This is a genomic window from Thiomonas sp. FB-Cd (assembly GCF_000733775.1).
Lineage (GTDB): Bacteria > Pseudomonadota > Gammaproteobacteria > Burkholderiales > Burkholderiaceae_C > Thiomonas_A.
In genome coordinates this window covers 877935-904677 of record NZ_JPOE01000002.1, presented here as the reverse complement: position 1 = coordinate 904677, position 26743 = coordinate 877935, and the positions used below count along the sequence as shown (strand labels likewise).

Genomic DNA, 26743 nt, shown 5'->3' with positions numbered 1-26743 from the left:
TCGCCTGGATGTGCCGCCTGGGTCGCACCGAAGTCCCTATTTGATCTGTTGACCTGACCACGTCCCCCAGGGGACTCAAGACCACGAGGAGCAATCGATGACCATAGACCTGAAGACGGTGGATATCAAACCGCTGCGCCATACCTACGCCCATGTGGCGCAGTACATCGGCGCCGACAAGGCCGCTTCGCGCTACCTGGAAGGCACCATGGGGGCGCAGTCCGAGACCAATTTTCATTACCGTCCCACCTGGGATCCGGAACATGCGCTCTTTGACGCCTCGCGCACCGCCATCGTGATGAGCAACTGGTACGCCTTGAAGGATCCCCGCCAGTTCTATTACGCCTCATGGACGATGACCCGCGCCCGGCAGCAAGATGCCATGGAGTCCAATTTCGAGTTCGTCGAATCGCGCGGCATGATCGACCTCATCCCCCAGGAGGTGCGCGACCAGGCGCTTGCGGTGCTCATTCCATTGCGCCATGCCGCGTGGGGGGCGAACATGAACAACTCGCAAATCTGCGCCACCGGCTATGGAACGGCCTTCACCGCCCCGGCCATGTTCCACGCGATGGACAACCTTGGAGTTGCCCAGTACCTCACGCGGCTGGCGCTCGCCATGGAGGGTCCTGATCGCCTGGATGCGGCCAAGGAGGCCTGGCTCGTCGACCCGGCGTGGCAGCCCCTGCGGCGCTACGTCGAAGACACGCTGGTCGTGCAGGATCCCGTGGAATTGTTCGTGGCCCAGAACGTGGCCCTCGACGGGCTGCTGTATCCGCTCATCTACGGCACTTTCGTGGACGACCGCATTGCGCTTCAGGGCGGCAGCGCCGTGGCCATGCTCACAGCGTTCATGCCCGAGTGGCATGACGAAGCCAACCGCTGGGTCGATGCCGTGACAAAGATCATGGCCGCTGAGTCGGAGGACAACAAGGCCCTGCTGACCCGGTGGATCCGCAACTGGGAAGAACAGGCGGCCAGTGCCCTGTTGCCGGTGGCGGAGATGGCGCTTCCTGGCACGGGGCGCGCCGCGCTGGACGAGGCACGCCAGCAGCTTCGTGCGCGTCTGGGTAAAACAGGCCTTGCCCTGTGAGCCCCACAGCCATCCCTCTGCACCCAGCCTTTCGACGAGGAAACTTCATGTCCAACGTATTTATCGCCTTTCAGGCCAACGAGGAGTCCCGCCCGGTGGTGGAGGCCATCATGGCCGACAACCCCAACGCCACTGCGGTGGAATCACCAGGCATGGTCAAGATCGATGCCCCAGGGCATCTGACCATCCGGCGCGAGAGCATCGAGGAGCGCACAGGCTCGCGCTACGACCTGCAACAACTGCACATCAACCTCATCACCTTGTCGGGGCACATCGACGAGGACGACGACCAGCTCACGCTGAGCTGGAAGCACTAAGCACCCCCAAGGAGACCCTAGATGGACACGCGTGTACCGAAAAAAAAGCTTGGACTGAAGGACCGCTACGCCGCGATGACCCGCGGCCTGGGCTGGGAGACCACCTATCAGCCCATGGACAAGGTGTTCCCCTACGACAGGTATGAGGGCATCAAGATCCATGACTGGGACAAATGGGAAGACCCGTTCCGTCTGACGATGGACGCCTACTGGAAGTACCAGGGCGAGAAGGAAAAGAAGCTGTACGCCGTTATCGACGCCTTCAACCAGAACAACGCGTTTCTGGGGATCACCGATGCCCGCTACGTCAACGCGCTGAAGCTCTTCATCCAGGGCGTCACGCCGCTGGAGTACTACGCACACAGGGGCTTTGCCCATGTGGGACGGCACTTCACGGGGGAGGGCGCCCGCGTGGCCTGCCAGATGCAGTCGGTTGATGAACTGCGCCACTACCAGACCGAAACGCACGCGCTTTCGACCTACAACAAGTTCTTCAATGGCATGCACCACTCGAACCATTGGTTCGACCGGGTCTGGTATCTGTCGGTGCCCAAGTCGTTCTTCGAGGACGCCAACACCGCCGGGCCTTTCGAGTTTCTCACGGCAGTGAGTTTCTCGTTCGAATACGTGCTGACGAACCTGCTTTTCGTGCCCTTCATGTCGGGTGCGGCCTACAACGGTGACATGTCCACCGTGACCTTCGGCTTTTCCGCGCAGTCCGACGAGTCGCGCCACATGACGCTGGGCATCGAGTGCATCAAGTTCATGCTGGAGCAGGATCCGGGCAACGTGCCGATCATCCAGCGCTGGATCGACAAGTGGTTCTGGCGCGGGTACCGCGTGCTGACCCTCGTGGCCATGATGATGGACTACATGCTGCCCAAGCGCGTGATGAGCTGGAAGGAAGCGTGGGAAATCTACGCCGAGCAAAACGGCGGCGCCCTGTTCAAGGATCTCGCACGCTACGGCATCCGCGAGCCCAAGGGGTGGAAAGACGCGTGCGAAGGCAAGGACCACATCAGCCACCAGGCCTGGGCGACGTTCTACAACTACACCGCCGCAACACCGATGCACACCTGGATCCCCACGGACGAGGAAATGACGTGGCTTGCGGCGAAATATCCGAACACGTTCGACAAGCTCTACCGGCCGCGCCTGGAGTACTGGCGCGAGCAGGCACAGCAAGGCAATCGCTTCTCCAACAAGACGCTGCCGATGCTGTGCACGACCTGCCAGATTCCGCTGCTGTTCACCGAGCCGGGAGACGCAACCAAGATCTGCTATCGCGAATCGGATTACCTCGGCGACAAGTACCACTTCTGCAGTGACCACTGCAAGGAAATCTTCGACCACGAGCCGGAGAAATACTCCCAGTCCTGGCTGCCCGTGCACCAGATCTATCAAGGCAACTGCTTCAAGCCTGGAACCGATCCGACCCGCGAAGGATTCGATCCACTGCTCGCCGTGCTCGATTACTACGAGATGAACGTTGGGCGGGACAACTTCGATTTCGAGGGCTCGGAAGACCAGAAGAACTTCGCCGCCTGGCGAGGCCAGGCCCAGAGCAACTGATGCAAGGAGACACCCATCATGACCGTTGCTGCCACCAAGCCCTACGCCTTTCCTGCGCGCGACGCGGTGGGGAAGTTCCCCGCGCCGCTGTTGTACATCGGATGGGAGGACCATCTGATGTTCTGTGCGCCGTTTTGCCTGCCGCTGCCGCCGAGCACCCCCTTCGGCGCCCTGGCCCAGCAGATTCTCCCCGGTATCTATGGCTATCACCCGGATTTCGCCAAGATCGACTGGAACGCCGCCGAGTGGTTCAAGTCCGGAAAGCCATTCAAGCCCGATCCGGCCAAGAGCCTGGCCGACAACGGCCTTGGGCACAAGGACGTGATTCGCTTCCGGACCCCGGGCCTTGCCGGGATCAAGGGCTCCTGCAGTTGAACCTTTTGCCATGGCCAGTCGGGGTGGCTGCGTCTGCCCCGGCGCTTGGCTTGCCATCATGAGCTATCAACTCACCATCGAACCCCTGGGTGCCACGATCGAGGTGCAAGAGGGGCAGACCATGCTGGATGCCGCGTTGCGCCACGGCATTTACCTGCCCCACGCCTGCTGCCACGGCCTGTGTGGAACCTGCAAGGTGCAGATCGCCGAGGGCGAAGCAGACCTCGGCGACGCCAATCCGTTTGCCTTGATGGATTTCGAGCGCGAAGAGGGCAAAGCGCTGGCCTGCTGCGCCACCTTGCAGGCCGACACGGTGATCGAGGCCGACATCGATGAGGAGCCGGACGCCGAGGTCATTCCGGTGAAGGACTTCAGCGCCGAGGTGTCCCGCATCGAGCAGCTCACGCCGACGATCAAGGCCATTTACCTGCGCCTTGATCAGCCGATGCACTTTCAGGCTGGGCAGTATGTGCAGTTGGGCATTCCAGGTCTGCACCAAAGCCGGGCTTTTTCCATTGCCAACTCCCCAGCCGACGTCGCTGCCTCGGGCGAAATCGAACTCAACGTGCGCCGGGTGCCGGGGGGCCTGGGGACGGGCTACATCCACGAGCAGATGCAGGTCGGTGACACGGTGCACCTGTCGGGCCCCTATGGGCGGTTCTTCGTGCGCAAGTCGGCCCGCTTGCCCATGGTGTTCCTGGCCGGCGGCTCCGGTCTGTCGAGCCCACGCTCGATGATCCTGGACCTGCTGCAAAGCGGCAGCGAGCTTCCGATCACGCTCGTCTATGGCCAACGCAGCGCGGCTGAGCTGTACTACGACAAGGCCTTTCGCGATCTGGCCAGCCTGCACCCCAACTTCACCTACGTGCCGGCGCTCTCGGAACTGGACAACCAGGCACCCGAGGGCGTGGCCAGGGGCTTTGTGCACGAGGTGGCCAAGGCCCATTTTTCGAACAATTTTTCGGGGCAAAAGGCCTATTTGTGCGGGCCTCCGGCCATGATCGACGCGGGCATCACCACGCTCATGCAGGGGCGGCTGTTCGAGCGCGACATCTATCACGAGAAATTCATCTCGGCCGCCGATGCCCAGCAGGTGCGAAGCCCGCTGTTCAAGAGGGTCTAGCCATGACCGAGGCCGAGCGCAAGGTGCAGGTCCGGATCCGGCAGACGGGCGAATCGTTTCCGTGTTCCCCGGCCGAGTCCCTGCTTGCCGGGATGGCCCGCCTGGGCCGGCGGGGGATCCCCGTGGGCTGTCTGGGCGGGGGCTGCGGCGTCTGCAAGGTGCGCCTGCTCAGCGGGTTGATCCACAAGCTCGGCCCCATCAGCCGGGCGCACGTCAGCGCCCAGGAGGAGCAGGACGGTTACTGCCTGGCTTGCCGGGTGGCGCCCCAATGCGAGGTTGAACTGGAAGTGGCTGGAAAGCTGCAAAAACCGTTTTTCAAGGGGTTCGCCTGTTCGGCGAACCAGGATTCCACCAAGTAAACACAGGAGATGCACCATGGGTGTGATGCGAATCGGACATGCCAGCGTGCGGGTGATGGACATGCCCGCAGCGGTCAAGCACTACGAGAGCGTGCTGGGCATGAAGAAAACCATGGAAGACAAACATGGCAACGTCTACATGAAGTGCTGGGATGAATGGGACAAGTATTCCCTCATCCTCACCCCGTCAGACCAGGCCGGTCTGAACCACGTGGCGTACAAGGTCGAGAAGGACGAGGATCTCGATGCCCTGCAAAAGCGCGTCGAAGCCTATGGCATCAAGACCGAGATGCTGCCCGAAGGCACGCTGCCATCCACCGGTCGCATGCTCAAGTTCAACCTGCCCAGCACCCACGAGATGCGGCTGTATGCGATGAAGGAATACGTCGGCACCGAGGTGGGCACCACCAATCCGGACCCCTGGCCCGACAACATCAAGGGGGCCGGCGCGCATTGGCTCGATCACTGCCTGCTTATGTGCGAGCTCAATCCCGAGACGGGCGTCAACCGTGTGGCCGAGAACACGCAGTTCATGCGGGACTGCCTGGACTTCTATCTCGTCGAGCAGGTCATGGTCGGCCCGGGCGGCGCCATTCAGGCCGCCACCTGGCTCACGCGCACCAGCACACCCCATGACCTTGCCTTCGTCGGCGGGCCCCGCAATGGGTTGCACCACATCGCGTACTTCCTCGATTCCTGGCACGACGTGCTCAAGGCCGCCGATGTGATGGCGAAGACAAAGACGAAGATCGACGTTGCACCCACGCGCCACGGCATCACCCGCGGTGAGACGATCTATTTCTTCGACCCGAGCGGCAACCGCAATGAGACTTTCGCGGGGCTGGGCTATCTGGCACAGCCCGATCGGCCGGTGACAACCTGGACCGAAGAGCACCTGGGCGCGGGAATTTTCTATCACACCGGCGAGCTGGTTGCCTCATTCACCGACGTGTACACCTGAAGCGCGATGCAAAGTCCCGAGATGGCTCCAAGCCCCGCACGGCACAGCGTCGAGGCCCGTCTGATCGACTGGCCGGCGGCGCATGCGATGACCCAGGCTGCAGCGCTGCATGCGCAGCAGCTGGGCGTACGCGTCAACATCGCCGTCGTGGATTGCGCAGGCAACCTGGCGGCATTTCTGCGCATGCCAGGCGCTCCACTGCACTCGATTGACATTGCCATCGACAAGGCCTACACGGCGGCCAGCTTCGGGCTGGCCACAAGTGGCTGGAGCACGGCGCTGCGTACGCATTCCGAGGCCGTGCGCCAGGGCCTGGTTCTGCGCGCGCGCTTTGTCGCCTTCGGCGGAGGGTTGCCGATCGTCGAGGGCGGGCAGCGTGTGGGCGCAATCGGGGTCTCGGGCGGCAGCGAGAGCGAGGATGAAGACTGTGCCCGGGCGGCGCTGAACGCCCTCGGGCTTGGGCCCCCTTGATGGCCAATTCACCTCTGCTTTCGCAGCGCCTTGTCATGCCGGCGTTGCGCCCCCGGTCGCGCTTGCCCCAGGGTCTGCGCGGCGCAGGGTCCATCCCTTCCATTTCACGATCCATCCATCCATCATGCTGATCACCGAGCCCCAAGCGACGGCGCGCGCGGCGCAAGCCACGCAGATCGCGCCCAAATCCATTCATCACTTCATCAACGGCCAGTACGTACCCGGCGAGCGCTGGTTCGACAAGCGCTCGCCGCTCAACAATGCGCTGGTGGCGCGTGTGGCGGAGGCCGGGCGCGAGCAGGTGGACGCCGCCGTGCGCGCGGCGCGCGCAGCGCTCAAGGGTCCGTGGGGTGGCCTGAGCGTGGCCCAGCGCGTGGATCTGCTGTATGCCGTCGCCGACGGGATCAACCGCCGCTTCGATGACTTTCTCGCCGCCGAGGTGGAAGACACCGGCAAGCCGATGAGCCTCGCCCGGCACGTGGACATCCCCCGCGGCGCGGCCAATTTCAAGGTCTTTGCCGACATGATCAAGAATGTCCCGACCGAGTTTTTCGAGATGGCCACGCCCGATGGGCAGGGCGCGATCAATTACAGCATGCGACGCCCCGTGGGCGTGGTGGGCGTCATTTGCCCGTGGAACCTCCCTCTGCTGCTGATGACCTGGAAGGTTGGCCCGGCATTGGCGTGCGGCAACACCGTGGTGGTCAAACCCTCCGAGGAGACGCCGCAGACGGCGGCGCTTCTGGGCGAGGTGATGAACGCTGCAGGCGTGCCCCCTGGCGTGTACAACGTGGTGCATGGGTTCGGACCCGATTCGGCTGGTGAATTCCTCACCACCCACCGCGGCGTCAATGCCATCACCTTCACCGGCGAGACGCGCACGGGCGCGGCCATCATGAAGGCTGCGGCCGATGGGGCGCGCCCGGTGAGCCTGGAGATGGGCGGCAAGAATGCGGCCATCGTGTTTGCCGACTGTGACTTCGAGGCAGCCATCGAGGGTACGCTGCGCTCGTGCTTTGCCAACTGTGGTCAGGTTTGCCTGGGCACCGAGCGCGTGTATGTGGAGCGGCCGATTTTCGAGCGCTTTGTGGCAGCGCTCAAGCACGGCGCCGAACATATGCAGTTGGGCCCGCCCGAGGATCCCGCAACCGGCATGGGTCCGCTCATCAGCCAGGAGCACCGTGGCAAGGTGCTGTCGTATTACCAGAAGGCGGCGGCCCTGGGCGCCACCGTGATCACTGGCGGCGGCGTGCCGGACATGTCCGCGGAGCTTCAGGATGGCGCCTGGGTGCAGCCCACGATCTGGACCGGGCTGGGCGACGAATCGGCCATTGCCCGCGAGGAAATCTTCGGCCCCTGTGCCTTGGTCATGCCGTTCGACCGTGAAGACGAAGTCATCAGGCGTGTGAACGACAACGCGTACGGCTTGGCCACCGCCATCTGGACGACCAATCTCTCGCGTGCCCACCGCGTGGCAGCCGCCATCGAGGTCGGCATTGCCTGGGTCAACTCCTGGTTCCTGCGTGACCTGCGCACACCGTTTGGCGGCGCCAAACAGTCGGGTATCGGGCGCGAAGGTGGCGTGCACTCGCTGGAGTTCTACACGGAACTCAAGAACGTTTGCATCAAACTCTGAACGGAGCCCGACCATGGATTCAAGGACCAACCCCGAAGTTGCGCATTCGATCGTTGCAGCGGGCATTCGCACCAACTACCACGACCTGGGACACGGACACCCGGTTTTGCTCATCCACGGCTCCGGCCCCGGGGTTTCGGCCTGGGCCAACTGGCGGCTGATCATGCCCGACCTGGCCAGGCAGGCCCGGGTGGTCGCACCCGACATGGTGGGCTTTGGCTACACGGACCGGCCCCCGGGGCAGCGCTACGCGATGGAGACGTGGGTGGAGCAGGCTGTGGGCTTGCTCGACGCGCTGGGGATCGACAAGACCGATCTGGTGGGGAATTCGTTCGGCGGCGGCTTGGCACTCGCGCTGGCCATCCGCCATCCCCAGCGCGTGCGTCGCCTGGTGCTCATGGGCAGCGTGGGCGTGCATTTTCCGATCACGCCGGGGCTGGACGCGGTGTGGGGCTACACGCCATCGCTGCAGACCATGCGCAAGCTGCTCGACATCTTCGCGTTTGACCCGAAGCTGGCGACGGACGAACTGGCTCAGCTGCGCTATGACGCCAGTATCCGTCCGGGTTTCCAGGAGTCCTTTGCCGCCATGTTCCCCGCTCCTCGCCAGCGCTGGGTCGATGCGATGGCGAGCACGGAGGCGGATATCCGCAGTTTGCCGCATCAAACCCTGGTTGTGCACGGGCGCGAAGACCAGGTGATCCCGCTGGCCAACTCGCTCACGCTGGCAACCTGGATTCCCCGCGCCCAGTTGCATGTGTATGGCCAATGCGGTCACTGGACGCAAATTGAGCATGCCGCGCGATTCGCCCAGCTGGTGGGCAATTTTCTGGCTGAAGCCGGCAGCGCCGAACCCCAACCCCTCCATTCCTGATCCACCCATGTCCCCACAACAGATCATCAGCCTCGGCGACGAGCTGTACGCGGCGCTGTGCGCCTGCAGCACCATCGAGCCGTTGACGAGCCGCTTCGCGGACATCACGATTGACGATGCCTATCACGTGCAGCAACGCATGCTGGAGCGCCGGCAGCAGGCGGGCGAGACCGTGGTTGGCAAGAAGATCGGCGTGACCTCCAAGGCCGTGATGGACATGCTCGGGGTGTACCAGCCCGACTTCGGCTATCTGCTCTCGGGCATGGTGTACGGGGAGGGTCAAAGCATTGCCGTGTCGAGTCTCATCCAGCCCAAGGCCGAAGGCGAGATTGCCTTCATCCTGAAGAAGGACTTGCTGGGCCCCGGCGTGACCAATGCCGATGTCCTGGCCGCCACCGAATGCGTGATGCCGTGCTTCGAGATCGTGGATTCGCGCATTCGCGACTGGAAAATCAAGATCCAGGATACGGTGGCCGACAACGCTTCATGCGGTGTCTTCGTGCTCGGCGATCGCGCCGTGAGCCCGTGCGAGGTGGATCTGTCCACGTGCGGCATGGTGCTGGAGAAAAACGGCGAGGTCATCGGCACCGGCGCGGGCGCCGCCGCGCTCGGCTCCCCGGTCAATGCCGTGGCCTGGCTGGCCAACACGCTCGGCCGCCTGGGGATTGCGCTGAAGGCCGGCGAGGTCATTCTCTCCGGCGCGCTGGCGGCGATGGCACCCGTCCACGCCGGCGACAACTTCCGCGTATCGATCGGCGGCATCGGCTCCTGCGCCGTGCGCTTCGTGTAAAGGAGCGCAATCGTGGACCTGCAACTGCGCGGCAAAACAGCGCTCGTCACCGGATCGACCGCGGGCATCGGCTACGCCATCGCCCAGGCTCTCGCCGCAGAAGGGGCAAGGGTGATCGTGAATGGGCGTGGCGCTGCCACGGTGGAGGGCGTCGTGCAGCGCCTGCGGGCCACGCTTGGTGCGCAAGCCCAGCTTGTCGGTTGCGCGGCCGATCTCGGCACACCCGAGGGGTGCGCGGCGCTCACCGCACAGCATCCCACGCTGGACATCCTCGTCAACAACCTTGGCATCTTCGAGCCCAAGGCCTTCGAAGCCATTGGCGACGAGGACTGGCTGCGCTTTTTCGAGGTCAACGTGATGAGCGGGGTGCGGCTTTCGCGCCACTATCTGCCGCGCATGAAGGGGGCAGGGTGGGGACGCATCGTGTTCATCTCCAGCGAATCCGCGCTGTGCCCGCCAGCCGAGATGGTGCACTACGGCATGACCAAGACGGCGCAACTGGCCGTGGCGCGCGGGATGGCCGAGACGACGACCGGAACGGGCGTGACCGTCAACAGCGTGCTGCCCGGGCCGACCCGCACCGAGGGCGTCGAGGCATTTTTCGCCACGCTTGCTGCCGAGCACGGGCAAAGCCCGGAGGCGTTCACCCAACATTTCTTTGCCCAGGCCCGTCCGACCTCCATTCTCAAGCGCCTGATCGACCCCGCGGAGGTGGCCGCCGTGGTGGCATTCGTCTGCAGCCCGCAGGCCGCAGCCATGAACGGCGCGGCCGTGCGCGCCGAAGGCGGCGTGGTGCGCTGCATCGGGTAGGGCGCCGCGCCTGCCTTGCCACGACGGATCCGCCCCAACCTGCAACCTGATTTCTATCGCCATTTGAAAGGAGTACCCCATGACCAAGAAGATTCGCTGTGCCCTCATCGGCCCTGGCAACATCGGCACCGACCTGCTGGCCAAACTCATGCGCAGCCCCGTTCTGGAGCCGGTCTGGATGGTGGGCATCGACCCCAGCTCAGACGGTCTGAATAGAGCCCGCGAGCTCGGTCTCAAGACCACGGCTGAAGGCGTGGACGGCCTGCTTCCGCATGTCAAGGCCGACAACATCCAGATTGCCTTCGACGCCACAAGCGCTTATGTACACAAGGCCAATTCCGACAAGCTCAATGCACTTGGCGTGATGATGATTGACCTCACGCCCGCGGCGATAGGCCCCTACTGTGTGCCGCCCGTGAATCTGAAGGAACATATCGGCAAGCGTGAGATGAATGTCAACATGGTCACCTGCGGCGGCCAGGCCACCATTCCCATGGTGTATGCCGTGTCGCGCGTGCAGCCCCTGCAATACGCCGAGATCGTCGCCACCGTCTCGTCCAGGTCCGCCGGCCCCGGCACGCGCAAGAACATCGACGAGTTCACCCGCACCACGTCGGCTGCCGTGGCCAAGGTGGGCGGAGCCAGGCAGGGCAAGGCCATCATCATCATCAACCCGGCTGACCCGCCGCTGATCATGCGCGACACCGTGCATTGCCTGACCGAGTCCAAGCCGGACCAGGCCAAGATTGCCGAGTCCATCGAGGCCATGGTGAAGGAGGTCCAGAAATATGTGCCGGGCTACAAGGTGGTCAACGGCCCTGTATTCGATGGCAACCGGGTCTCGGTGTTCCTGGAGGTCGAAGGCCTGGGCGACTATCTGCCCAAGTACGCCGGCAATCTCGACATCATGACCGCAGCAGCAGCGCGCACGGCCGAAATGTTTGCTGAGGAGCTGCTGAGCGGACGCATCCAGCTCGCGCCGGTGGAACCCGTGGCCGCCTGAGTGGCCACCTTCGGCTGCACCACACCGCCACCGAATCGATTGACAACCCGAATCAAGGAACACAGGCCATGAATCTCCAAGGCACGACCATTACCGTTCACGACATGACGCTGCGCGACGGCATGCACCCCAAGCGCCACCAGATGACCCTCGAGCAGATGCGATCCATCGCAAAGGGCCTCGATGAGGCCGGTGTGCCGCTGATCGAAGTCACGCACGGCGATGGCCTGGGTGGCGCCTCGGTCAACTACGGCTTTCCAGCCCACACGGACGAGGAGTACCTCGGCGCCGTCATCCCCCTGCTCAAGCAGGCGAAGGTCTCGGCACTGCTGCTGCCGGGCATTGGGACTGTGGACCACCTGCGCATGGCGCACGCGCTGGGTGTGCACACCATCCGCGTGGCCACCCATTGCACCGAAGCCGACGTCTCCGAGCAGCACATCACCCTGGCGCGCAAGCTCGAGATGGACACCGTGGGCTTTTTGATGATGAGCCACATGAACAGCCCGGAAGGACTGGTCAAACAGGCCAAGCTGATGGAAAGCTATGGCGCCAACTGCATCTACATCACCGACTCGGCCGGCTACATGCTTCCCGACGACGTCAAGGCGCGCCTGACGGCGGTGCGCGAGGCGCTGCGGCCGGAAACGGAGCTCGGCTTTCACGGCCACCACAATCTGGCGATGGGTGTGGCCAATTCCCTGGTCGCGGTGGAATGTGGGGCACGTCGCATTGATGCGGCCTCGGCCGGCCTGGGTGCGGGGGCAGGCAATACCCCCATGGAGGTGTTTATTGCCGTATGCGATCGCATGGGCATTCAGACCGGGGTCGATGTGTGGAAAATCGAGGACGTGGCCGAAGACCTGGTCGTGCCCATGATGGACTTTCCCATCCGCATCGATCGCGATTCGCTCACGCTGGGCTATGCCGGGGTCTACGGCTCGTTCCTGCTGTTTGCCAAGCGCGCCGAGAAGAAATACGGGGTGCCGGCACGGGACATCCTGGTGGAGCTGGGCCGCCGTGGCATGGTGGGCGGCCAGGAAGACATGATTGAAGACACGGCATTGACGCTTCAGCGCCAGCGCCAGCAAGGCGCGCAAAAGGTGGCCGCATGAAGCTGTCTTCGCAGACCATCGAGGCGCTTGCGCAGCTTCTGGACGACTGCGCAATGCAAGCGCACGACACCCTGAAGATCACGGATGCCCACCCGGATATGGACTGGGATGACGCCTATGCCGTGCAGCATGCCATGCGGCGCCGCCAGTTGCAGCGCGGGGCGCGCATGGTCGGATTCAAGGCCGGACTGACGTCCCATGCCAAGATGCGGCAAATGGGCGTGGACACCCCGGTGTTCGGTTATCTGCTCGACAGCTTCTCCGTGCCGGACGGCGGTACCTGCAAGGTCGGGGAGCTCATCCACCCCAAGGTCGAGCCCGAGATCGCATTTGTGACGAAGCATGAACTCAAGGGTCCTGGATGCCATCTGGGCAGTGTCCTGGCGGCAACGGACTTCGTCATTCCCGCCATCGAGGTGATCGACAGCCGCTACCGCGACTTCAAGTTTGACCTCAAGAGTGTCGTGGCCGACAACACGTCAGCTGCGCGTTTTGTCGTCGGTGGCCAGCCGATGGCCGCAAGCGGCGTGGATCTGCGCACCGTGGGTGTCGTGCTGGAGAAAAATGGCGAACCGGTGGCTTTTGGGGCGGGCGCGGCGGTGTTGAGCCATCCGGCCGCCGCGGTGGCCATGCTGGCCAATCACCTGAGCGCGCGCGGCGAGACCATCCCGGCGGGCAGCCTCATCCTGTCGGGCGGCATCACCGAAGCGGTGGCTGTCAAGGCCGGCGACAACGTGACGCTGCGGGTGCAGGGCATGGGGTCGACCGGGATGCGTTTTATCTGACTGGAGACGTTCATGCCCATTGCTCATCTGTACATCCTGGAAGGCCGCGACGCGGAGAAAAAGGAGCGGCTGATCGCCGAGGTCAGCGAAGCGATTCATCGCGCCATCGACGCACCCATGGAGTCTGTGCGGGTGCTGATCATCGAAATGCCCAAGGAGCATTTTGGAATCGCCGGGCAGAGCGCGAAAAAACGGGGGCGCTGAGGCTGGCAGGCCCCGTGCTTTGGGGGCTCGGCGCTAAACTGAGCGCCATGCGGAACCCTCCATTGACGATCGAAGGCCTCTGGGGCGATGTGCTGGCCGTGCGCGAGCGCGCCCCCCTCATTCACAACGTGACCAACTTCGTGGTGATGAATTTCAATGCCAACGTGCTCCTGGCGCTGGGTGCATCACCGGTCATGGCCCATGCCGAGGAGGAGGTCCAGGACATGGCCGGGATCGCCCAGGCCCTCGTTCTGAACATCGGCACGCTGGAGCCCGCATGGGTGCGCGCGATGAAGCTGGCCATGAGCAAGGCGCTCGGGCGCCGGATTCCCGTGGTTCTTGACCCCGTGGGCGCCGGGGCCACCGCCTATCGCAATCGATCCCTGGCCGAGCTGGTCGAGGCCGGCCCGCCCACCATCGTGCGCGGCAATGCCTCGGAGATCATGAGCGTGGCGGGGTTGTCGGGAGCGACACGCGGCGTCGATAGCGCGGCGTCGTCGCATGAGGCCGTCCAGGCCGCGCGCGACCTTGCCCAGGCCACGGGTGCGGTGGTCTGCGTCTCAGGGGCGGATGATCACGTGGTGGATTCAACAGGGCGTTGGGCCACGTTGTCCAATGGCCATCCCTGGATGACCAAAGTCACCGGGGTGGGCTGTTCGGCCACTGCAATGATTGGAGCGTTCGCTGCGGTTCAACCGGATTCCTGGCGAGCCACCATCGCGGCGATGGCGTATTTGGGGGTGGTGGGCGAATGGGCGGCGGAGCGGGTGCAGGCCGTCGGAGGCGGCGTGGGGTCGTACCAGATCGCGCTGTTGGACGGCTTGCAGCTGCTTGAAGAAGAAACCTTCGCCGCCCGGCTGCGCATGATGCTGCACGCATGACTGGTGTTGACCCACGGATCTTCAGGCTTTACCTCGTCACCGATTCAGCGTCCTGCGGGAATCGCCATATGGCTGACGTGGTGCGCGCTGCGGTGCAAGGCGGTGTGACTTGCGTGCAGTTGCGCGAGAAGTCGTTGGGCACACGCGCGTTTCTGGCGCGTGCCCACTTGCTCAAGGAAGTCCTGACGGAGGCTCCGAGTCCGGTGCCTCTGATCATCAATGACCGCCTCGACATTGCGCTGGCGTGCGGGGCCGACGGTGTGCATGTCGGCCAGTCGGACATGCCGCCCGAAGTGATCCGGGAGCACATGCCCCGCGCACTGATTGGGCTTTCCGTGGAGTCGGTGGCCGATGCCAGGCGCGTTGGGGAGCGCGCCGTGCCCGTTGACTATCTGGGCGTGAGCCCCGTGTTTCCCACACGAACCAAAGTCGATACAGCCACTCCGTTGGGCTTGCATGGACTTGTGGCAATTCGCGCACTGACATCCCTGCCGCTTGTTGCCATTGGGGGCATCGCGCTGGCCAATGCAGCGGCAGCCCTGTCGTCGGGTGCTGACGGATTGGCTGTGGTGAGCGCGATTCTCGCCGCGCCCGACCCGCGAAAGGCATCGCAGCAGTTGATGGCGGTGATCGAGGAACACGGGCGCATGCACCCGTCGTGACCCGGCGTCGACGCGCTCGGGCCTGCTGCATCAGCGGGTGGCGCCACACGGTGGCAAGTCAAGCGGTTGCGCCTGCAAACCCCCGTCAGGAAATCTGCACAGCGGCTTGCGAGACCGGGATGACGATGCCGCGCAGGCGAAACGTCTCGACGACGGCCTTGGTGATTTCGCCGTGGGCCTGGCCGTAGTCCGGCACCGCCACCCAGGGTTTGACCGCGATGGAAATCGAGGAAGGCGCGAGCATGTTGGCAGTCACGACAGGCCGAGGATCTTGCAGTACGCGTGAATTTGCGCGCAGCACCTCGTCGACTGCGGCCAGCACCTTGTCCAGATCCGTGTCGTAGGCGACGCCCACGTGGATGTCGAGTTGGCGGATCGTTCCATAGTTGTGAAGGATTTCGCCCACGATTTTGCGATTGGGGATCACGACCTGTGAGTGATCCGTGTGGCTGAGCACCGTGTTGACATCCTCCCCGCCCTTGGCCTTCGGCCACCGCTTGCGCGGGAAGGGCGGAGATTCCTACGGCGCTCAGGCGAGGCATTGAGCCGCTCCTGAGTCGCTTCGGTGGGTTCCTGCTGCTGGCGGCCTTGCTGCACCGCTCACTTCACAGGCGATCCGGGCTGTGCTCACGCACCCGGCGCAAGCGTGCGCCGTGTCCTGCCCTTCGTCTCGCAGCATTTGAATCCCGCGAGAAAGGATGTTGATCGCGCCAACGAGATCGGCGTGTTCCTCGAAGCCGCACGCAACGCACGCAAACCGCGCTTGCGTCTTGCGATTGTCGGCGCTGAGGTGGCCGCAATGCGGACAGGTGCGGCTGGTGTATTGCGGTGGAACTGCAATGAGATACCCGCCGCTCCACTGGAGCTTGTAGTCCAGTTGACGGCGGAACTCGGCCCAGCCCTGATCGAGGATCGATTTGTTCAGGCCAGACTTGGCCCGAACGCTTCGTCCCGGCTTTTCAGCAGTCCCCGCCGCAGACCTGGACATGTTGCGTACCTGCAAGTCCTCGATACACACCATCGCGTGGTTTTGGCTGATCGTGGTCGTGGCCTTGTGCAGGAAGTCGCGGCGGGCGTTGCCGATGCGGGATTGAATGCGCGAAACACGCGCCTTGGCTTTGCTCCAGTTCTTTGAGAATTTGACCTTGCGGCTCATTGCCCGCTGGTAGCGGCGCAGCCGCGCTTCGTGCTTCCTGAAGCTGTTCAGCGGCGCAATGAACGCCCCGTCCGAGAACGTCGCAAAGCGCGCGATGCCCATGTCGATGCCAACGGCGCTTGTTGAAATTGGCGCTGGTTGCTCGACTTCGCGTTCGGTCTGGATACTGATGAACCACGCACTCCCCGAGAGGCTGACGGTGACGTTGCGCAATGCGCCGAGCGCGTCTCGGCTCTTGCGGTAGCGCAGCCACCCGAGCTTGGGCAGGAAGACGCGGGCATTGGCCTGGTCGAGCTTGACGCCTTGCGGATAGCGCAAGCTGTCCGACTGGCCTTTTTTCTTGAGGCGCGGGAAGTCGGCGCGTTTCTCGAAGAAGTTTTTGTACGCGCGTTCCAGATTCTTGAGCGCCTGTTGCAAGGCTTGACTTGGTGTTTCGTTCAGCCAGAGCGTTTTCGGCACCGCCTTCCACTCGGTGAGCAGCTTGCACATCCCGGCGTAGCCCAGCTTCTTCTCGCCGCGATCAAAGCGTTCCTTCTGCAACGCCAGCGCCTTGTTGAACACGAACCGGCACGAGCCCGCGAAGCGGCGCATCTGGCGCTGCTGTTCGCCGGTCGGCATGAGTTCGTATTTGAAGGCTTGGAGGCGCTGCATGTGTTGCATTATACTTTTGGTCTATGAGCGATGACAACGATATTCGACACGGCCGGCACTGTGTTTTCAAGATGCATGTGCATTTGGTCTTTGTGGCGAAATATCGCCGCAAGGTGTTCGATGGCGACGCCATCGAACGGCTACGCATCATCTTCGCCAAGACCTGCGCCGATTTCGAGGCGCAACTCATCGAGATGGACGGCGAAGACGATCATGTGCATCTGCTGGTCGAGTACCCGCCCAAGGTCGCCGTCTCCAATCTCGTGAACAGCCTCAAGGGCGTGTCCAGTCGCCTGCTGCGCAAGGAAAGACCCGACATCGAAAAACGCTACTGGAGGGGCGTGTTGTGGTCGCCGTCCTACTTTGCCTCAAGCTGTGGCGGCGCACCCATCTCCATCGTGCGCCAGTACATCGAGCAACAGTCGACTCCGACTTAACGGCAGGAAAGGAGTCCTTCGGACTCCGCGCTATCCATCCCCGGCCTGAACGTCGGGGCTTTTCGCGCCAATCGGTAAACAGGCTGATGTTCGCCACCGTGCCCTCGTTGCCCACGATCGAAATGTAATCGCCCACGTGGAACGGCCTGGTAAAGATGATGGTTAGTCCAGCCATGACATTGCCGAGCACGCCCTGCATTGCGAGCGCGACACCCGCACCGGCCACCCCGAGGCCTGCGATCAGCGGCAGGAGTTCCACCCCCAGATTTTCCAGTGCCATGATCGTGAAGAGTGCGAGCACGCTGGCGCGCACGATTCTCACGATTAGCTGGTTCAGCGGTGGCTCAAGATGAAACCTGTGTAGGCTGCGCTGCGCGATCCGGCCGACCCACCCGCCGGCAAAATAGCCGAACACGATGATGATGATCGCAACCAGCACTTTCGGGCCGAATTCGATCGCCAGGTCGATGACCACGCTTTGCACATGGCCCACGTTTTGGAGTTGATCAATCATCAGCGCTGCCCCGATCACGGCTTCGGCTGCAACTCGGCTTGCGCCAGCGCACGGTCATATATTGCGCGGCGCAACCGGTGGCGTCGAATCCTCTTTTGAACGGCACCTCCAACTCTCTTTGGCAGTTGAGCTCATCGGACTGATCGAAGCGATGCATGCCAGCCAGCATAGTCGATGACGCAGACGGCACGCCAGCGCTCACGACCAGTGGTTACACGCGGCGCAACGAAGCGCTGGGACGCTTGGCGCTCGCGCGAGGCTTTGGGTGTCCGCGTGGCGCGTCTTCGCCGATCGCACTCACGAGTTCGTCGATGAACACCCTGACTTTGTTCGAAAGGTGACGACGGCTGAGGTATACGGCAAACAGACTCAGCTCGAGTGTTTGGTACTCCGCCAGAATCGGCACGAGCGTGCCGCGCTCCAGTTCGGATGCGACGATGAACGTCGGCTGCATGATGATTCCGCCGCCAGCCACGGCAAGTTCGCGCAGGAGGTCCCCGTTGGTCGCGTGCACCGCGGGACTGACCTTGACGCGGGTGAGATCGCCGTTTGCATCCGTGAATGGCCACTCGTCGCCCGCCCACAGGTAACTGAAACTCAGCGTGGCGTGATCGACAAGCTCGGCTGGGACCTTGGGGGTGCCGCGGCGCTTCAGGTAATCCGGTGAGGCGCAGACCACCATGCTCACCGGGGCGATGCGGCGGGCGACGAGATTGTCGTCGAGCTTGCTGGCAATGCGCAGCGCCACGTCAACGCCCTCGTTGGCCAAGTCGACGACGCGGTCCGACAGATCGATATCAAGGCGCAACTGCGGGTGGCGCGCGCGAAAACCCGGAAGGAATCGGGCCAGTTGCATCAGGCCGAACGATAGGGGCGCGGAAATTCGCAAAAGTCCGAACGGCTGGGCCGAGCCCTCGCCCGCCACCGCCTCGGCCTCGGCGATTTCTTCCAGAATCACCCGACTGCGCGCACAGAACTCGGCACCCGCGTCCGTCAGGGAAAGGCGGCGCGTCGTGCGATGGAGCAGCCGCGCGCCCAAGTGCGATTCAAGGGATGCGATCTGGCGCGTGACCGCGGCGTTGGACATACCCAAGGCGTCGGCTGCGCGCACGAAACTGCCCGAATCGACGACCTGGACCAGAACGCGCATCGCGTGGGAAATATCCATAAAGTTTGATTGATTGTTACGGTTATCGTAATGATAAATTGCGCCGCGCCATCTGTTTCCTTGGATTCCTGCCGCCTACAGTCCTTTCCATGGTGTGCATTGTTTGGACTTGCCAGCGCAAGTCAGGCCGGTGCCACCGATGGAAACTTCACAAAGGAAACGTCATGAAAATCACAGTTATTGGATCGGGCAACATGGGCTCGGCCTTCGTTCAACAACTCACCAAAGCCGGCCATCAGGTCATCGTCACGGGACGCGACGCCGCCAAGGCGAGCCAGCTTGCGGCCCGTTATGGCGCGCGCGCTGCCGCTGCTGCAGACGCGGCAACGGGCAGCGAACTCATCGTTCTGGCAACGGCTTACCCCGACGCGGTGAGCGCCTTGCGTGCGGTTGCCCCGGGCGCGGGACAAGTCGTCGTGGACATTACGAACCCGTTGACGGATGACTATATGGGTCTGACACTGGGACACACGACATCGGCTGCCGAGGAAATTGCGCGCGCTGTGCCGAACGTGCAGATCGTCAAGGCCTTCAATACGGTGTTCGCGCAGGTGCTTGCCGCGGGTGCCGATTTTGGCGATGGCAAGAAGGTTGCGACGTTCATCGCCGGCGATGACGCCAAGGCCAAGGAAACGGTGGAGACGATGGCGCGCTCCATGGGGTTCGATGTCATCGATGCCGGGGCACTGAAGAACGCACGCTACCTGGAGCCGCTTGCGGGCCTGAACATTTACCTGGGCTACGGCGCCGGCCTTGGCACCAGCATTGCACCCACATGGTTACGCAAGGCTTGACCTACCGCCCGCTGGTCGACCGACTCGCAGCCCCAAGTCGGTCGATACGCATTCCATCTACGCATTCCATCTACGCATTTTTTGACGCAAAGGATCATCATGATCAAGACATCCACGTCCCCTTACGCCGCATTGCTTTTGCGCGTAAGCCTCGGCATCATGTTCCTGGCCCATGTCGGGCTGAAGATTTTTGTCTTTACCGTGCCCGGCTTCGTTGGCTATTTCGCCTCGCTCGGCTTGCCTGCAATCGCGGCCTACGCCGTCATCGCGCTTGAGTTCTTCGGCGGGTTGGCGCTGATTTTGGGTATTTATGCCCCCTGGGTGGCGCTGCCGTTAGCCCTTGAGATGCTCGGCACGATCGTGCTCGTGCACGGCGGCAACGGCTGGCTGTTTACGAACAAGGGCGGCGGCTGGGAGTACCCCGCCTTCTGGACCGTTGGCCTGATCGTGCTGTACCTGCTTGGCGATGGTGCCATGGCGCTCAAGCCGACACAGCGCGGTGCCAACTGAGGGGACCTTGCCTCCCGAAAGCCGCCCGGGCGAGCAGCTGCAGACATCCACAGCCCCGGCCCTGCCGGGCCGCGCTTGAGGGCCGAGGGCCGCGCCGGGCACCGGCGATCAGCTCGACTGGCTTGGGTGACGTGCCGGGCGGGGGCAACGGGGCGATGCCGAAACGGTGCTGTCCACATCGGTGGTCCAGTCCTTGACAGGATCGGCCAGCGCCTTATGCTCAGTGAGGTCCCGGTGGCCTACGGACACGCGCCCAGCCGGGCTGGCCGGCTTCCTGGCCACTGAGGCGCGTTGGCATGCTGCCTTCGTCCAGGTTATCCCTCGGCATGGTCTGGGCGGCATGGAGAATTGTCGCTGTGGCGCTTTGCGGCAGCGCGTGACTCGAACCAGGAGATCAGGCCCATGAAAACCAGTGCTCGCAATCAATTCCAGGCTACCGTTCGTGCTGTGCACGACGGTGCGGTCAACAGCGAAGTCATCCTCGATCTCCAGGCCGGGGGAAAACTCGTTGCCATCGTGACCAAGGAAAGCGCGCGCGCCTTGGGCTTGAGTCCCGGGCAAAGGGTGCTCGCGCTCGTGAAAGCGTCGTGGCCGATCCTCGTGGTCGGGCCGCTGCCCAAGACCTCGGCACGCAATCACCTCGCTGGAACGGTCAAATCCGTCGTCACCGGCGCCGTCGAGACCGAAGTGGTGGTGCAGGTGGCCGGTGGCCCCGAACTCGTCGTCATGATCACCAAGGGCAGTGAGAAAGACCTGGCCCTGAAGGTCGGCGACGCGGTGGGCGTTCTGATCAAGGCCAGCCATGTGATTCTCGCGGTGGATTGATCTTTTCCCTTGTGGGATCATTGCCGACCATGGGCTGGATCCGCAGTGGCAACCGGCGACCCCGCAGCCGGCCGCACCGTTCAATCGATGAGGCCGCCGGGCCGCGCCGGCTGGGGGACGACCAGGCACTGTGCGCCGCATTGCATTTCGAACCAGGATGGCGATGATGAGAAAAGTCGACTCTGTGGAAATCGTGGCGATGATCGTAGTCGTGACGGCGATCGTCCTTGCGCTCCTGAACTGGGAGCGTGTGGTTCACTTCACCGAATATGCCATCCAGCGCACGGCAGGCACCCCACCTGCGGCCTCCGCACCAGCCATGCCCGTGGTCCCCGTCACGCGTGGCGCGTCGAACGCCGTTTCGGCTGCGCAGCCTCAACTGCAAGTGCCAGCAACAAGCGCGTCATTGCCCACACTCGAACACAGTGACTCGGCGATCGGCAAGGCCATCGAATCCATCATTGGCAGGTCGGCCTTCGCGCAATGGGTCGTGCCGCACAGGCTGATCGTGCACATCGTGTCAACCCTCGATAACCTGCCGCGACAGCAGGCCCCGGTCCAGGCCTGGCCTGTCAAACCCGTGCCGGGAAGCTTCCAGGTTTCGGGCCATGGCGCCACACTGGCGATCGCGCAAGGCAACGCCGCGCGCTATGCGCCGTATCTGCAAATCTTGCAAAGCCTCGGCGCGCAGCGGTTGGTTTCGGTCTATCTTGATTTTTACCCGCTTTTTGAGCAGGCATACAAGGAATTGGGCTACCCGAGCGGAAACTTCAACGCGCGACTCCTCGTGGTGATCGATAATTTGCTCGCAGCCCCCGAGCCCCAAGCGCCGATCCTGCTGGCGCAGCCGCATGTGCTGTACACCTATGCTGACTCCACCCTTGAGTCGGCTTCAGCCGGACAAAAGATCCTCATGCGCATGGGCTTGCGTAACGAGCAGGCCGTGAAATCCTGGCTTCGGCAGATCAAGGCGGAGCTTATGCAGCACCTGCAGGCCACGCCGGCCTCATCGCCTCGCACTGAGCCCTGAACGGCCGGCTTGACGCGGGCCCTGAGAAGCGCGCCGTGCAATGCGTGGATCCATCCGCGCATCCCCACGTTGTGCATGCGCCGTGCCGGCTGCCGAGCCTGTGCCCCTGCGTACGGGCCACGGAGCGCCCGGTTCGACCGGTGCCACAAGTGGTGGCGTGACGGTTGCCGCACCCGCACTCAGGCACCGAGCAGTGCGGCAATGGGGCAGGTCCAGCCGACGATTCCCCCCTGCGCCACAATCATCGCAAGCGTGGCTTGCTTGAATTGGGGAAAATAGCTGGCCGTGGCTTCCTCCACCAACAGGCACTCATAGCCACGGTCGTTCGCCTCGCGCATGCTCGATTGCACGCAAACCTCCGTGGTCACCCCGCCGAAAAGCAAGTGGGTGATGCCGCGCGCGCCAAGGAGCGCGTGCAGCGTGGTGCCATAGAAAGCGCCTTTGCCCGGCTTGTCGATCACGATCTCGCCGGGCGCGGGGCTGAGCGCGGCGACGATCGCATTGCCGGGCTCTCCCCGGACCAAGACACGACCCATTGGGCCCACGTCCCCAATGCGCAGGACGGGTTCGCCGCGCAGGCGCTTGGACGCAGGGCAATCGGAAAGGTCGGCAGCGTGCGATTCGCGCGTATGCACCACCATCAGCCCCAGGCCGCGCGCCCATTGCAGGAGCTGCACGGCAGCATCCACCGCACTGGCCAGCTGCGAAACGTCGTTGCCGAGGGCTTCGCCGAAGCCGCCGGGTTCGATGAAATCGCGCTGCATGTCGATGAGAATGAGCGCAGTACGCGACAACGGTGCGCGAAACGTGCCAGGCTTCGCAGGCACGCTCAGCGTTGGGGCGTTTGGTGCGGGTGGGGTCATGGGCACTCCAGTGATTGAAGCAGCGCGCTGGAATCGGCCACGGCACCGAACACCCCGCCTTGCATGGTGACCATCTTGAGCGCGGCCCGATGGTTGCCCGCATCGGTGGCGCCGCAGCAGTCACCCAGCACGAGGCATTCAAAGCCACGATCGTTGGCTTCACGCATGGTGGTGTGCACACACACATCGGTGGTGATGCCGGTCAGGATGATGTTGCGGATTTGCCGCTGGCGCAGGATGAACTCCAGATCGGTGGCGCAAAACGAACCCTTACCCGGCTTGTCGATCACGATCTCACCCGGGTTGGGCGAGAGCTCGGGGATGATTTCCCACCCCGGCTCCCCCCGCACCAGGATCTTGCCGCATGGGCCTGGATCCCCGATTCCGGCGCCCATGCGCTGACTGCGCCAACGCTTGTTGGCTGGCAGATCGGATAGGTCTGGCCTGTGGCCTTCCCGGGTATGGATGATGGTGGCGCCAAAGGCGCGAAGCGCGGCCAGGGTGGCGGCGATGGGCTTGATGGGTGCACGCGTGAGGGACAAGTCGTAGCCCATGCGGTCGACGTATCCCCCGACGCCACAGAAGTCGGTCTGCATGTCGATCACCATCAAGGCCGTGTTGTCCGGGCGCAGGTCCCCGTCATAGGGCCAGGCATAGGGGTCGGCGGCAATGGGCTGCGCCGTCGTCTCGGAGCGATTCATTTGAGGGTACCGACCACGCCTTTGACAAAGAAATTCATCGCGTCCACCTTGGGTCGTGGCAGGACGTGACCCGCAGCGACCACAAGTTTTCCGTCCTGGCCATAGATCGGGCCTGCCCAGACGTTGAGCGTGCCGGCTTCGATCTCCTTTTGCTTGTCGAGGACCAGCTTGCGGGTGGACGCGTCCACGGAGGGGCCGAACGGTGCGAGTTTGGCAGCGCCGGATGCAAGGTTGCCGTAGATGGCCTGCGATTTCCACGTTCCGGCTTCCACCTGCTTGACCACGCTTGCCATGATCGGGCCCCAGTTCCAGTAGCCACCGGTGAGCCAGCCCTGCGGATCGAACTTCATGTCGTCAAAGTGATACCCGATGACCTTGACACCGCGTTTTTTCGCAGCCTCGATCACGGGGATTGGCGAATCGACGTGCATGCCGATGACCTTCACACCCTGGTCGACGAGCGTGTTGACGGCAGCCACATCCTTGGCTGGGTCGTTCCAGGCGCCGGTGTACACCACCGTCACGGTGGCCTTGGGATTGACGGACTGCGCACCAAGCTCGATGGCATTGATGTCTTGCAGGATCTGCGGAATCGGATGCGCAGCCACGAAGCCGATCTTTCCATCAACACTGGCCTTTCCGGCCGCAATGCCCGATAGATACATCGCCTCGAACATGTCGGCGAAATAGGTTCCAAGGTTCGGCGCGAGTTTTGCGCCTCCGCAATGCATGAATGTGACGGCGGGGTACTTCTTGGCGAGCTCAAGCGCATAGGGCAAATAACCGTAACTGGTGGCGAAGATCACCTTGTCACCCGCGCCAATCATGCGCTCCATGCCCTGGACGACCTGATTGTTCTCCGGAATGTTTTCCAGCTCGTTTGTCTTTACGCCGGGGACTTGCGCCTGCACGTACAGGCGGCCGGCATCTTGCGCCTGGTTGTAGCCGCCATCGGTTTTGGCTCCGACATACACATAGCCCACCGCAATATCGGCAAGGGCAGGGCGGCTCGCCAGCGCCAGTCCCAGGCCAATCAATGTGCCCAACACAACGATTCGATGTTTCATTCGGTTCTCCGGGGAAGTCAACTGTGGACGATCAGGCCATGCCGCGGAAGACACCCGCAAGTTCTTGCGGCATGGCGTTGGCGCGCTGGCTTCCCCTGTAGGTCAGCAGCAGCACGATCAGCGGCACCAGATAAGGCAGAGTGCCGAGCAGATACGGGGAGAGGTCAGCGCCAGCGGACTGCAAGCGCAGGGAGAGGGCCTCGGCCAGGCCGTAGATCAGCGCGACAGGCAGGGCCAGCCAGGGGTTCCAGCGCGCCACGATGACGAGGCCTACCGCCAGCAGTCCGCGGCCTGCGGTCATCTGTTCGACCCAGGTGCGTGTGTAATCGACCGACAGCGCCGCACCAGCCAAACCCGTGAGCAGGCCGCCCACGAGGACGCCGGCCAGGCGCAACGCCACTGGCCTCTTGCCCAGCATGCGCAGGGCATCGGCGGACTCGCCAGCGGCACGCCAGACCAGGCCCCATTGTGTTCGGTACAGGAAGATGCCGCTGGCAATCAGCAAAAACGCCGCCAGATAGACCGTAGGCGTGAGCTGGCCGAGGAAGGGCCCGATTCCGGGCAGCAGCGCCAGCCACCCATGCGCCATACTGTGGAAGCCATCGATTTGTTGGCCCACCAGGGAGGTGCCGTAAAAGGATGACAGTCCGTTGCCCAAAAAAAGGATGGCAAGGCCGCTGGCGATCTGATTGACCCCAAGCGCTAGGCACAGCAGGGCATGGATCGAGGACAGCAGCGTGCCGGCAAGCGCTCCCACGAGCAAGCCAAGCCAGGGATTGCCGCTGGCGTGGGTTGCGGCAAAGCCCGCTGCTGCACCAACCAGCATTTGACCTTCCACGCCCAGATTGATGACGCCGGTGCGCTCGGTCAGCGTCTCGCCGAGCATGGCCAGCAGCACCGGCGTGGACGTCAGCAGGGCAATGGAGAGCAGATTCGACACCAGCGTTGCCGTCATGTCGCGCTCCGTCGCTTTTCACGCCAAGCGCCCACGCCCAGCACGCTGATGAACAGGAGCGCCTGCATGACGACCGTATTGGCAAATGGCAGCTGGGCGAACAGCTGAAGGGCGTCACCGGCTGACAAGAGTCCGCCCATGAGCAGCGCCAATGGGATGATGCGCAGGAAATTTTGCCCGGCCAGCCACGCGACAAGAAACCCGACATAGCCGTAGCCCGACGAGATATCGGGCTGGAGGTGGTTTTGCACATTGGCGGTTTGCACCAGGCCGGCCAGACCTGCGAACGATCCCGCCAAGGCCATGACTGCAATGGCATGAGTCACGTATGACAGCCCGGCCATGCGCGCCACGCGCGGGTTGCTGCGCAGTAAAGCAAGTGCGGTACCCCAGCGGCTGCGCTCCACAAGCAGGTGCAGGCCGAGGGCCAGGACGACAGCGAGCACCAGCGCCCAGTTGCTGGAGAAGGCACCGACGGCGATCGTCGGGAACTTTGCGGCTTGGGGAAAGGCGATGGTAGCGGGCCAACCCAGATTTCCAGCGTCTTTCCACGGCCCATAGACGGCATATTCCACAAGTTGGATGCCGATGTAGTTCATGAGGATGGTGACGATGGTTTCGTTAACCCCCAGTCCCGCGCGCAGAATGCCAGGAATCGCACCCCACAAGGCGCCGCCCATGAGTGTGAGCGCCAAGGTGGCTGGAAAAAGTTGCCAGAACGGTGCTGTCGTCAGCGACAGCACGGCCGCAGTGCCGGCAAGGGCGCCAAAATAGAGTTGCCCTTCGGCACCGACGGACACCAGCCCCATGCGTGCCGGCAGTGCTGTGGCCAGGGCGCAGAACAAGATCGGAATCGATTTCGCCAGCGTCGTGTTTGTGGAGAAGGCGTTGCCGAAGGCGCCTAGCGCGATCTGCCGAAAGATTTCAAGCGGTGCATAGCCGTTGAAATAAAAAAAGCAGATGCAAGGAGCAGGAAGACGGCTGTCCCTACCACCGGCACGAACAGGTGCTGCACCCGGCTTGCGCCCCAACGATCGACTG

General features: G+C 63.3%; 32 protein-coding genes and 1 pseudogene. 23 read left to right on the top strand and 10 right to left on the bottom strand.

Annotated features, from left to right (window positions below; translation table 11 throughout):
• Nucleotides 1–97: 97 nt before the first annotated feature.
• The 18 genes from CD04_RS0104450 (at nt 98) to thiE (ending at nt 15031) form a co-directional block, all read left to right on the top strand.
• The gene (locus CD04_RS0104450) at nt 98–1093 is read left to right on the top strand and encodes an aromatic/alkene monooxygenase hydroxylase subunit beta (protein WP_031404588.1); all 996 of its coding nucleotides are present in this window, start codon (nt 98–100) and stop codon (nt 1091–1093) included.
• A gap of 47 nt (nt 1094–1140) precedes the next feature.
• Nucleotides 1141–1410: an MmoB/DmpM family protein gene (locus tag CD04_RS0104445; RefSeq protein ID WP_031404587.1), complete on the top strand. Its 270-nt coding sequence runs from the start codon at nt 1141–1143 to the stop codon at nt 1408–1410.
• Between the two features lie 21 nt (nt 1411–1431).
• On the top strand, nt 1432–2982 hold the full coding sequence (locus CD04_RS0104440; protein WP_031404586.1) for an aromatic/alkene/methane monooxygenase hydroxylase/oxygenase subunit alpha: 1551 nt from the start codon (nt 1432–1434) through the stop codon (nt 2980–2982).
• A gap of 18 nt (nt 2983–3000) precedes the next feature.
• A complete protein-coding gene (locus CD04_RS0104435) occupies nt 3001–3357 on the top strand; it encodes a phenol hydroxylase subunit P4 (RefSeq protein ID WP_031404585.1) in 357 nt (118 codons plus the stop codon).
• Between the two features lie 58 nt (nt 3358–3415).
• Nucleotides 3416–4480, top strand: a complete 1065-nt coding sequence (locus CD04_RS0104430) for an NADH:ubiquinone reductase (Na(+)-transporting) subunit F (RefSeq protein WP_031404584.1) — start codon at nt 3416–3418, stop codon at nt 4478–4480.
• 2 nt (nt 4481–4482) lie between these two features.
• The gene (locus CD04_RS0104425; RefSeq protein ID WP_031404583.1) at nt 4483–4839 is read left to right on the top strand and encodes a 2Fe-2S iron-sulfur cluster-binding protein; all 357 of its coding nucleotides are present in this window, start codon (nt 4483–4485) and stop codon (nt 4837–4839) included.
• Between the two features lie 16 nt (nt 4840–4855).
• The gene (locus tag CD04_RS0104420; RefSeq protein WP_031404582.1) at nt 4856–5800 is read left to right on the top strand and encodes a catechol 2,3-dioxygenase; all 945 of its coding nucleotides are present in this window, start codon (nt 4856–4858) and stop codon (nt 5798–5800) included.
• A gap of 21 nt (nt 5801–5821) precedes the next feature.
• Nucleotides 5822–6271 (top strand): heme-binding protein, encoded by a 450-nt coding sequence (locus CD04_RS0104415; RefSeq protein WP_031404581.1) that lies wholly within the window; start codon nt 5822–5824, stop codon nt 6269–6271.
• Nucleotides 6272–6395: 124 nt separating this feature from the next.
• A complete protein-coding gene (locus CD04_RS0104410; protein WP_031404580.1) occupies nt 6396–7907 on the top strand; it encodes a 2-hydroxymuconic semialdehyde dehydrogenase in 1512 nt (503 codons plus the stop codon).
• A gap of 13 nt (nt 7908–7920) precedes the next feature.
• Nucleotides 7921–8781, top strand: a complete 861-nt coding sequence (locus tag CD04_RS0104405) for an alpha/beta fold hydrolase (RefSeq protein WP_031404579.1) — start codon at nt 7921–7923, stop codon at nt 8779–8781.
• A 7-nt stretch (nt 8782–8788) separates the two neighbouring features.
• Entirely contained in the window at nt 8789–9571 is a 783-nt protein-coding gene (gene dmpE / locus CD04_RS0104400; protein ID WP_031404578.1) for a 2-oxopent-4-enoate hydratase, read from the top strand.
• A gap of 12 nt (nt 9572–9583) precedes the next feature.
• Nucleotides 9584–10381, top strand: coding sequence for an SDR family NAD(P)-dependent oxidoreductase (locus CD04_RS0104395; RefSeq protein ID WP_031404577.1), 798 nt, complete (start codon nt 9584–9586; stop codon nt 10379–10381).
• Nucleotides 10382–10460: 79 nt separating this feature from the next.
• On the top strand, nt 10461–11384 hold the full coding sequence (locus CD04_RS0104390; protein WP_031404576.1) for an acetaldehyde dehydrogenase (acetylating): 924 nt from the start codon (nt 10461–10463) through the stop codon (nt 11382–11384).
• A 68-nt stretch (nt 11385–11452) separates the two neighbouring features.
• Nucleotides 11453–12499, top strand: a complete 1047-nt coding sequence (gene dmpG, locus CD04_RS0104385; protein ID WP_031404575.1) for a 4-hydroxy-2-oxovalerate aldolase — start codon at nt 11453–11455, stop codon at nt 12497–12499.
• On the top strand, nt 12496–13284 hold the full coding sequence (gene dmpH, locus CD04_RS0104380) for a 2-oxo-3-hexenedioate decarboxylase (RefSeq protein ID WP_031404574.1): 789 nt from the start codon (nt 12496–12498) through the stop codon (nt 13282–13284). The genes dmpG and dmpH overlap by 4 nt, the downstream gene beginning before the upstream one ends.
• A 12-nt stretch (nt 13285–13296) precedes the next feature.
• Nucleotides 13297–13488, top strand: coding sequence for a 4-oxalocrotonate tautomerase family protein (locus tag CD04_RS0104375; RefSeq protein ID WP_031404573.1), 192 nt, complete (start codon nt 13297–13299; stop codon nt 13486–13488).
• A 47-nt stretch (nt 13489–13535) separates the two neighbouring features.
• Nucleotides 13536–14369, top strand: coding sequence for a hydroxyethylthiazole kinase (gene thiM, locus CD04_RS0104370; protein ID WP_031404572.1), 834 nt, complete (start codon nt 13536–13538; stop codon nt 14367–14369).
• Nucleotides 14366–15031, top strand: a complete 666-nt coding sequence (thiE, locus tag CD04_RS0104365; protein WP_031404571.1) for a thiamine phosphate synthase — start codon at nt 14366–14368, stop codon at nt 15029–15031. The genes thiM and thiE overlap by 4 nt, the downstream gene beginning before the upstream one ends.
• An 85-nt stretch (nt 15032–15116) precedes the next feature.
• Here the strand turns inward: thiE and CD04_RS0104360 are convergent, their stop codons facing one another.
• Together CD04_RS0104360 and CD04_RS0104355 are read right to left on the bottom strand one after the other, a co-directional pair.
• Nucleotides 15117–15458: a mechanosensitive ion channel domain-containing protein gene (locus CD04_RS0104360; RefSeq protein ID WP_197033016.1), complete on the bottom strand. Its 342-nt coding sequence runs from the start codon at nt 15456–15458 to the stop codon at nt 15117–15119.
• Nucleotides 15459–15560: 102 nt separating this feature from the next.
• On the bottom strand, nt 15561–16838 hold the full coding sequence (locus CD04_RS0104355; RefSeq protein WP_031404569.1) for an RNA-guided endonuclease TnpB family protein: 1278 nt from the start codon (nt 16836–16838) through the stop codon (nt 15561–15563).
• Between the two features lie 23 nt (nt 16839–16861).
• Here CD04_RS0104355 and tnpA point away from each other — a divergent pair, with 23 nt between their 5' ends.
• Nucleotides 16862–17275 carry an IS200/IS605 family transposase gene (gene tnpA / locus CD04_RS24395; protein ID WP_031404568.1) on the top strand — a complete coding sequence of 138 codons (414 nt, stop codon included), beginning with the start codon at nt 16862–16864 and terminating at the stop codon, nt 17273–17275.
• A gap of 85 nt (nt 17276–17360) precedes the next feature.
• Here tnpA and CD04_RS25170 read toward each other — a convergent pair.
• The 3 genes and pseudogenes from CD04_RS25170 to CD04_RS0104340 form a co-directional block, all read right to left on the bottom strand.
• Nucleotides 17361–17789, bottom strand: a pseudogene (locus CD04_RS25170) (mechanosensitive ion channel family protein); the annotation flags it as partial.
• Nucleotides 17782–17946, bottom strand: a complete 165-nt coding sequence (locus CD04_RS23555; RefSeq protein WP_156030086.1) for a hypothetical protein — start codon at nt 17944–17946, stop codon at nt 17782–17784. The pseudogene CD04_RS25170 and the gene CD04_RS23555, both read right to left, overlap by 8 nt.
• Nucleotides 17947–18000: 54 nt before the next feature.
• On the bottom strand, nt 18001–18957 hold the full coding sequence (locus CD04_RS0104340) for a LysR family transcriptional regulator (protein WP_081857797.1): 957 nt from the start codon (nt 18955–18957) through the stop codon (nt 18001–18003).
• A gap of 164 nt (nt 18958–19121) precedes the next feature.
• Here CD04_RS0104340 and CD04_RS0104335 point away from each other — a divergent pair, with 164 nt between their 5' ends.
• The 4 genes from CD04_RS0104335 to CD04_RS21385 all read left to right on the top strand — a co-directional run bounded on the left by CD04_RS0104335 (nt 19122) and on the right by CD04_RS21385 (nt 22116).
• Nucleotides 19122–19751 carry an NADPH-dependent F420 reductase gene (locus CD04_RS0104335; RefSeq protein WP_031404566.1) on the top strand — a complete coding sequence of 210 codons (630 nt, stop codon included), beginning with the start codon at nt 19122–19124 and terminating at the stop codon, nt 19749–19751.
• Between the two features lie 99 nt (nt 19752–19850).
• Complete coding sequence (locus CD04_RS0104330; RefSeq protein WP_031404565.1) at nt 19851–20261, top strand: DoxX family protein; 411 nt, start codon at nt 19851–19853, stop codon at nt 20259–20261.
• Between the two features lie 402 nt (nt 20262–20663).
• Nucleotides 20664–21086 carry a molybdopterin-binding protein gene (locus CD04_RS0104325; RefSeq protein WP_031404564.1) on the top strand — a complete coding sequence of 141 codons (423 nt, stop codon included), beginning with the start codon at nt 20664–20666 and terminating at the stop codon, nt 21084–21086.
• A 163-nt stretch (nt 21087–21249) separates the two neighbouring features.
• Complete coding sequence (locus CD04_RS21385; RefSeq protein ID WP_197033014.1) at nt 21250–22116, top strand: DUF3014 domain-containing protein; 867 nt, start codon at nt 21250–21252, stop codon at nt 22114–22116.
• 179 nt (nt 22117–22295) lie between these two features.
• Here the strand turns inward: CD04_RS21385 and CD04_RS0104315 are convergent, their stop codons facing one another.
• From CD04_RS0104315 to CD04_RS0104295, 5 genes are read right to left on the bottom strand one after another with little or no spacing between them, the layout of a single operon-like run.
• Entirely contained in the window at nt 22296–22979 is a 684-nt protein-coding gene (locus tag CD04_RS0104315) for a cysteine hydrolase family protein (protein ID WP_031404562.1), read from the bottom strand.
• Nucleotides 22976–23680: a cysteine hydrolase family protein gene (locus CD04_RS0104310; protein WP_031404561.1), complete on the bottom strand. Its 705-nt coding sequence runs from the start codon at nt 23678–23680 to the stop codon at nt 22976–22978. Before CD04_RS0104310 ends, CD04_RS0104315 begins: the two co-directional genes overlap by 4 nt.
• Nucleotides 23677–24747 (bottom strand): BMP family ABC transporter substrate-binding protein, encoded by a 1071-nt coding sequence (locus CD04_RS0104305; protein WP_031404560.1) that lies wholly within the window; start codon nt 24745–24747, stop codon nt 23677–23679. Before CD04_RS0104305 ends, CD04_RS0104310 begins: the two co-directional genes overlap by 4 nt.
• Before the next feature lie 31 nt (nt 24748–24778).
• The gene (locus CD04_RS0104300) at nt 24779–25702 is read right to left on the bottom strand and encodes an ABC transporter permease (protein WP_038167485.1); all 924 of its coding nucleotides are present in this window, start codon (nt 25700–25702) and stop codon (nt 24779–24781) included.
• Entirely contained in the window at nt 25699–26733 is a 1035-nt protein-coding gene (locus CD04_RS0104295) for an ABC transporter permease (RefSeq protein WP_051848921.1), read from the bottom strand. The genes CD04_RS0104300 and CD04_RS0104295 overlap by 4 nt, the downstream gene beginning before the upstream one ends.
• Nucleotides 26734–26743 lie beyond the last annotated feature (10 nt).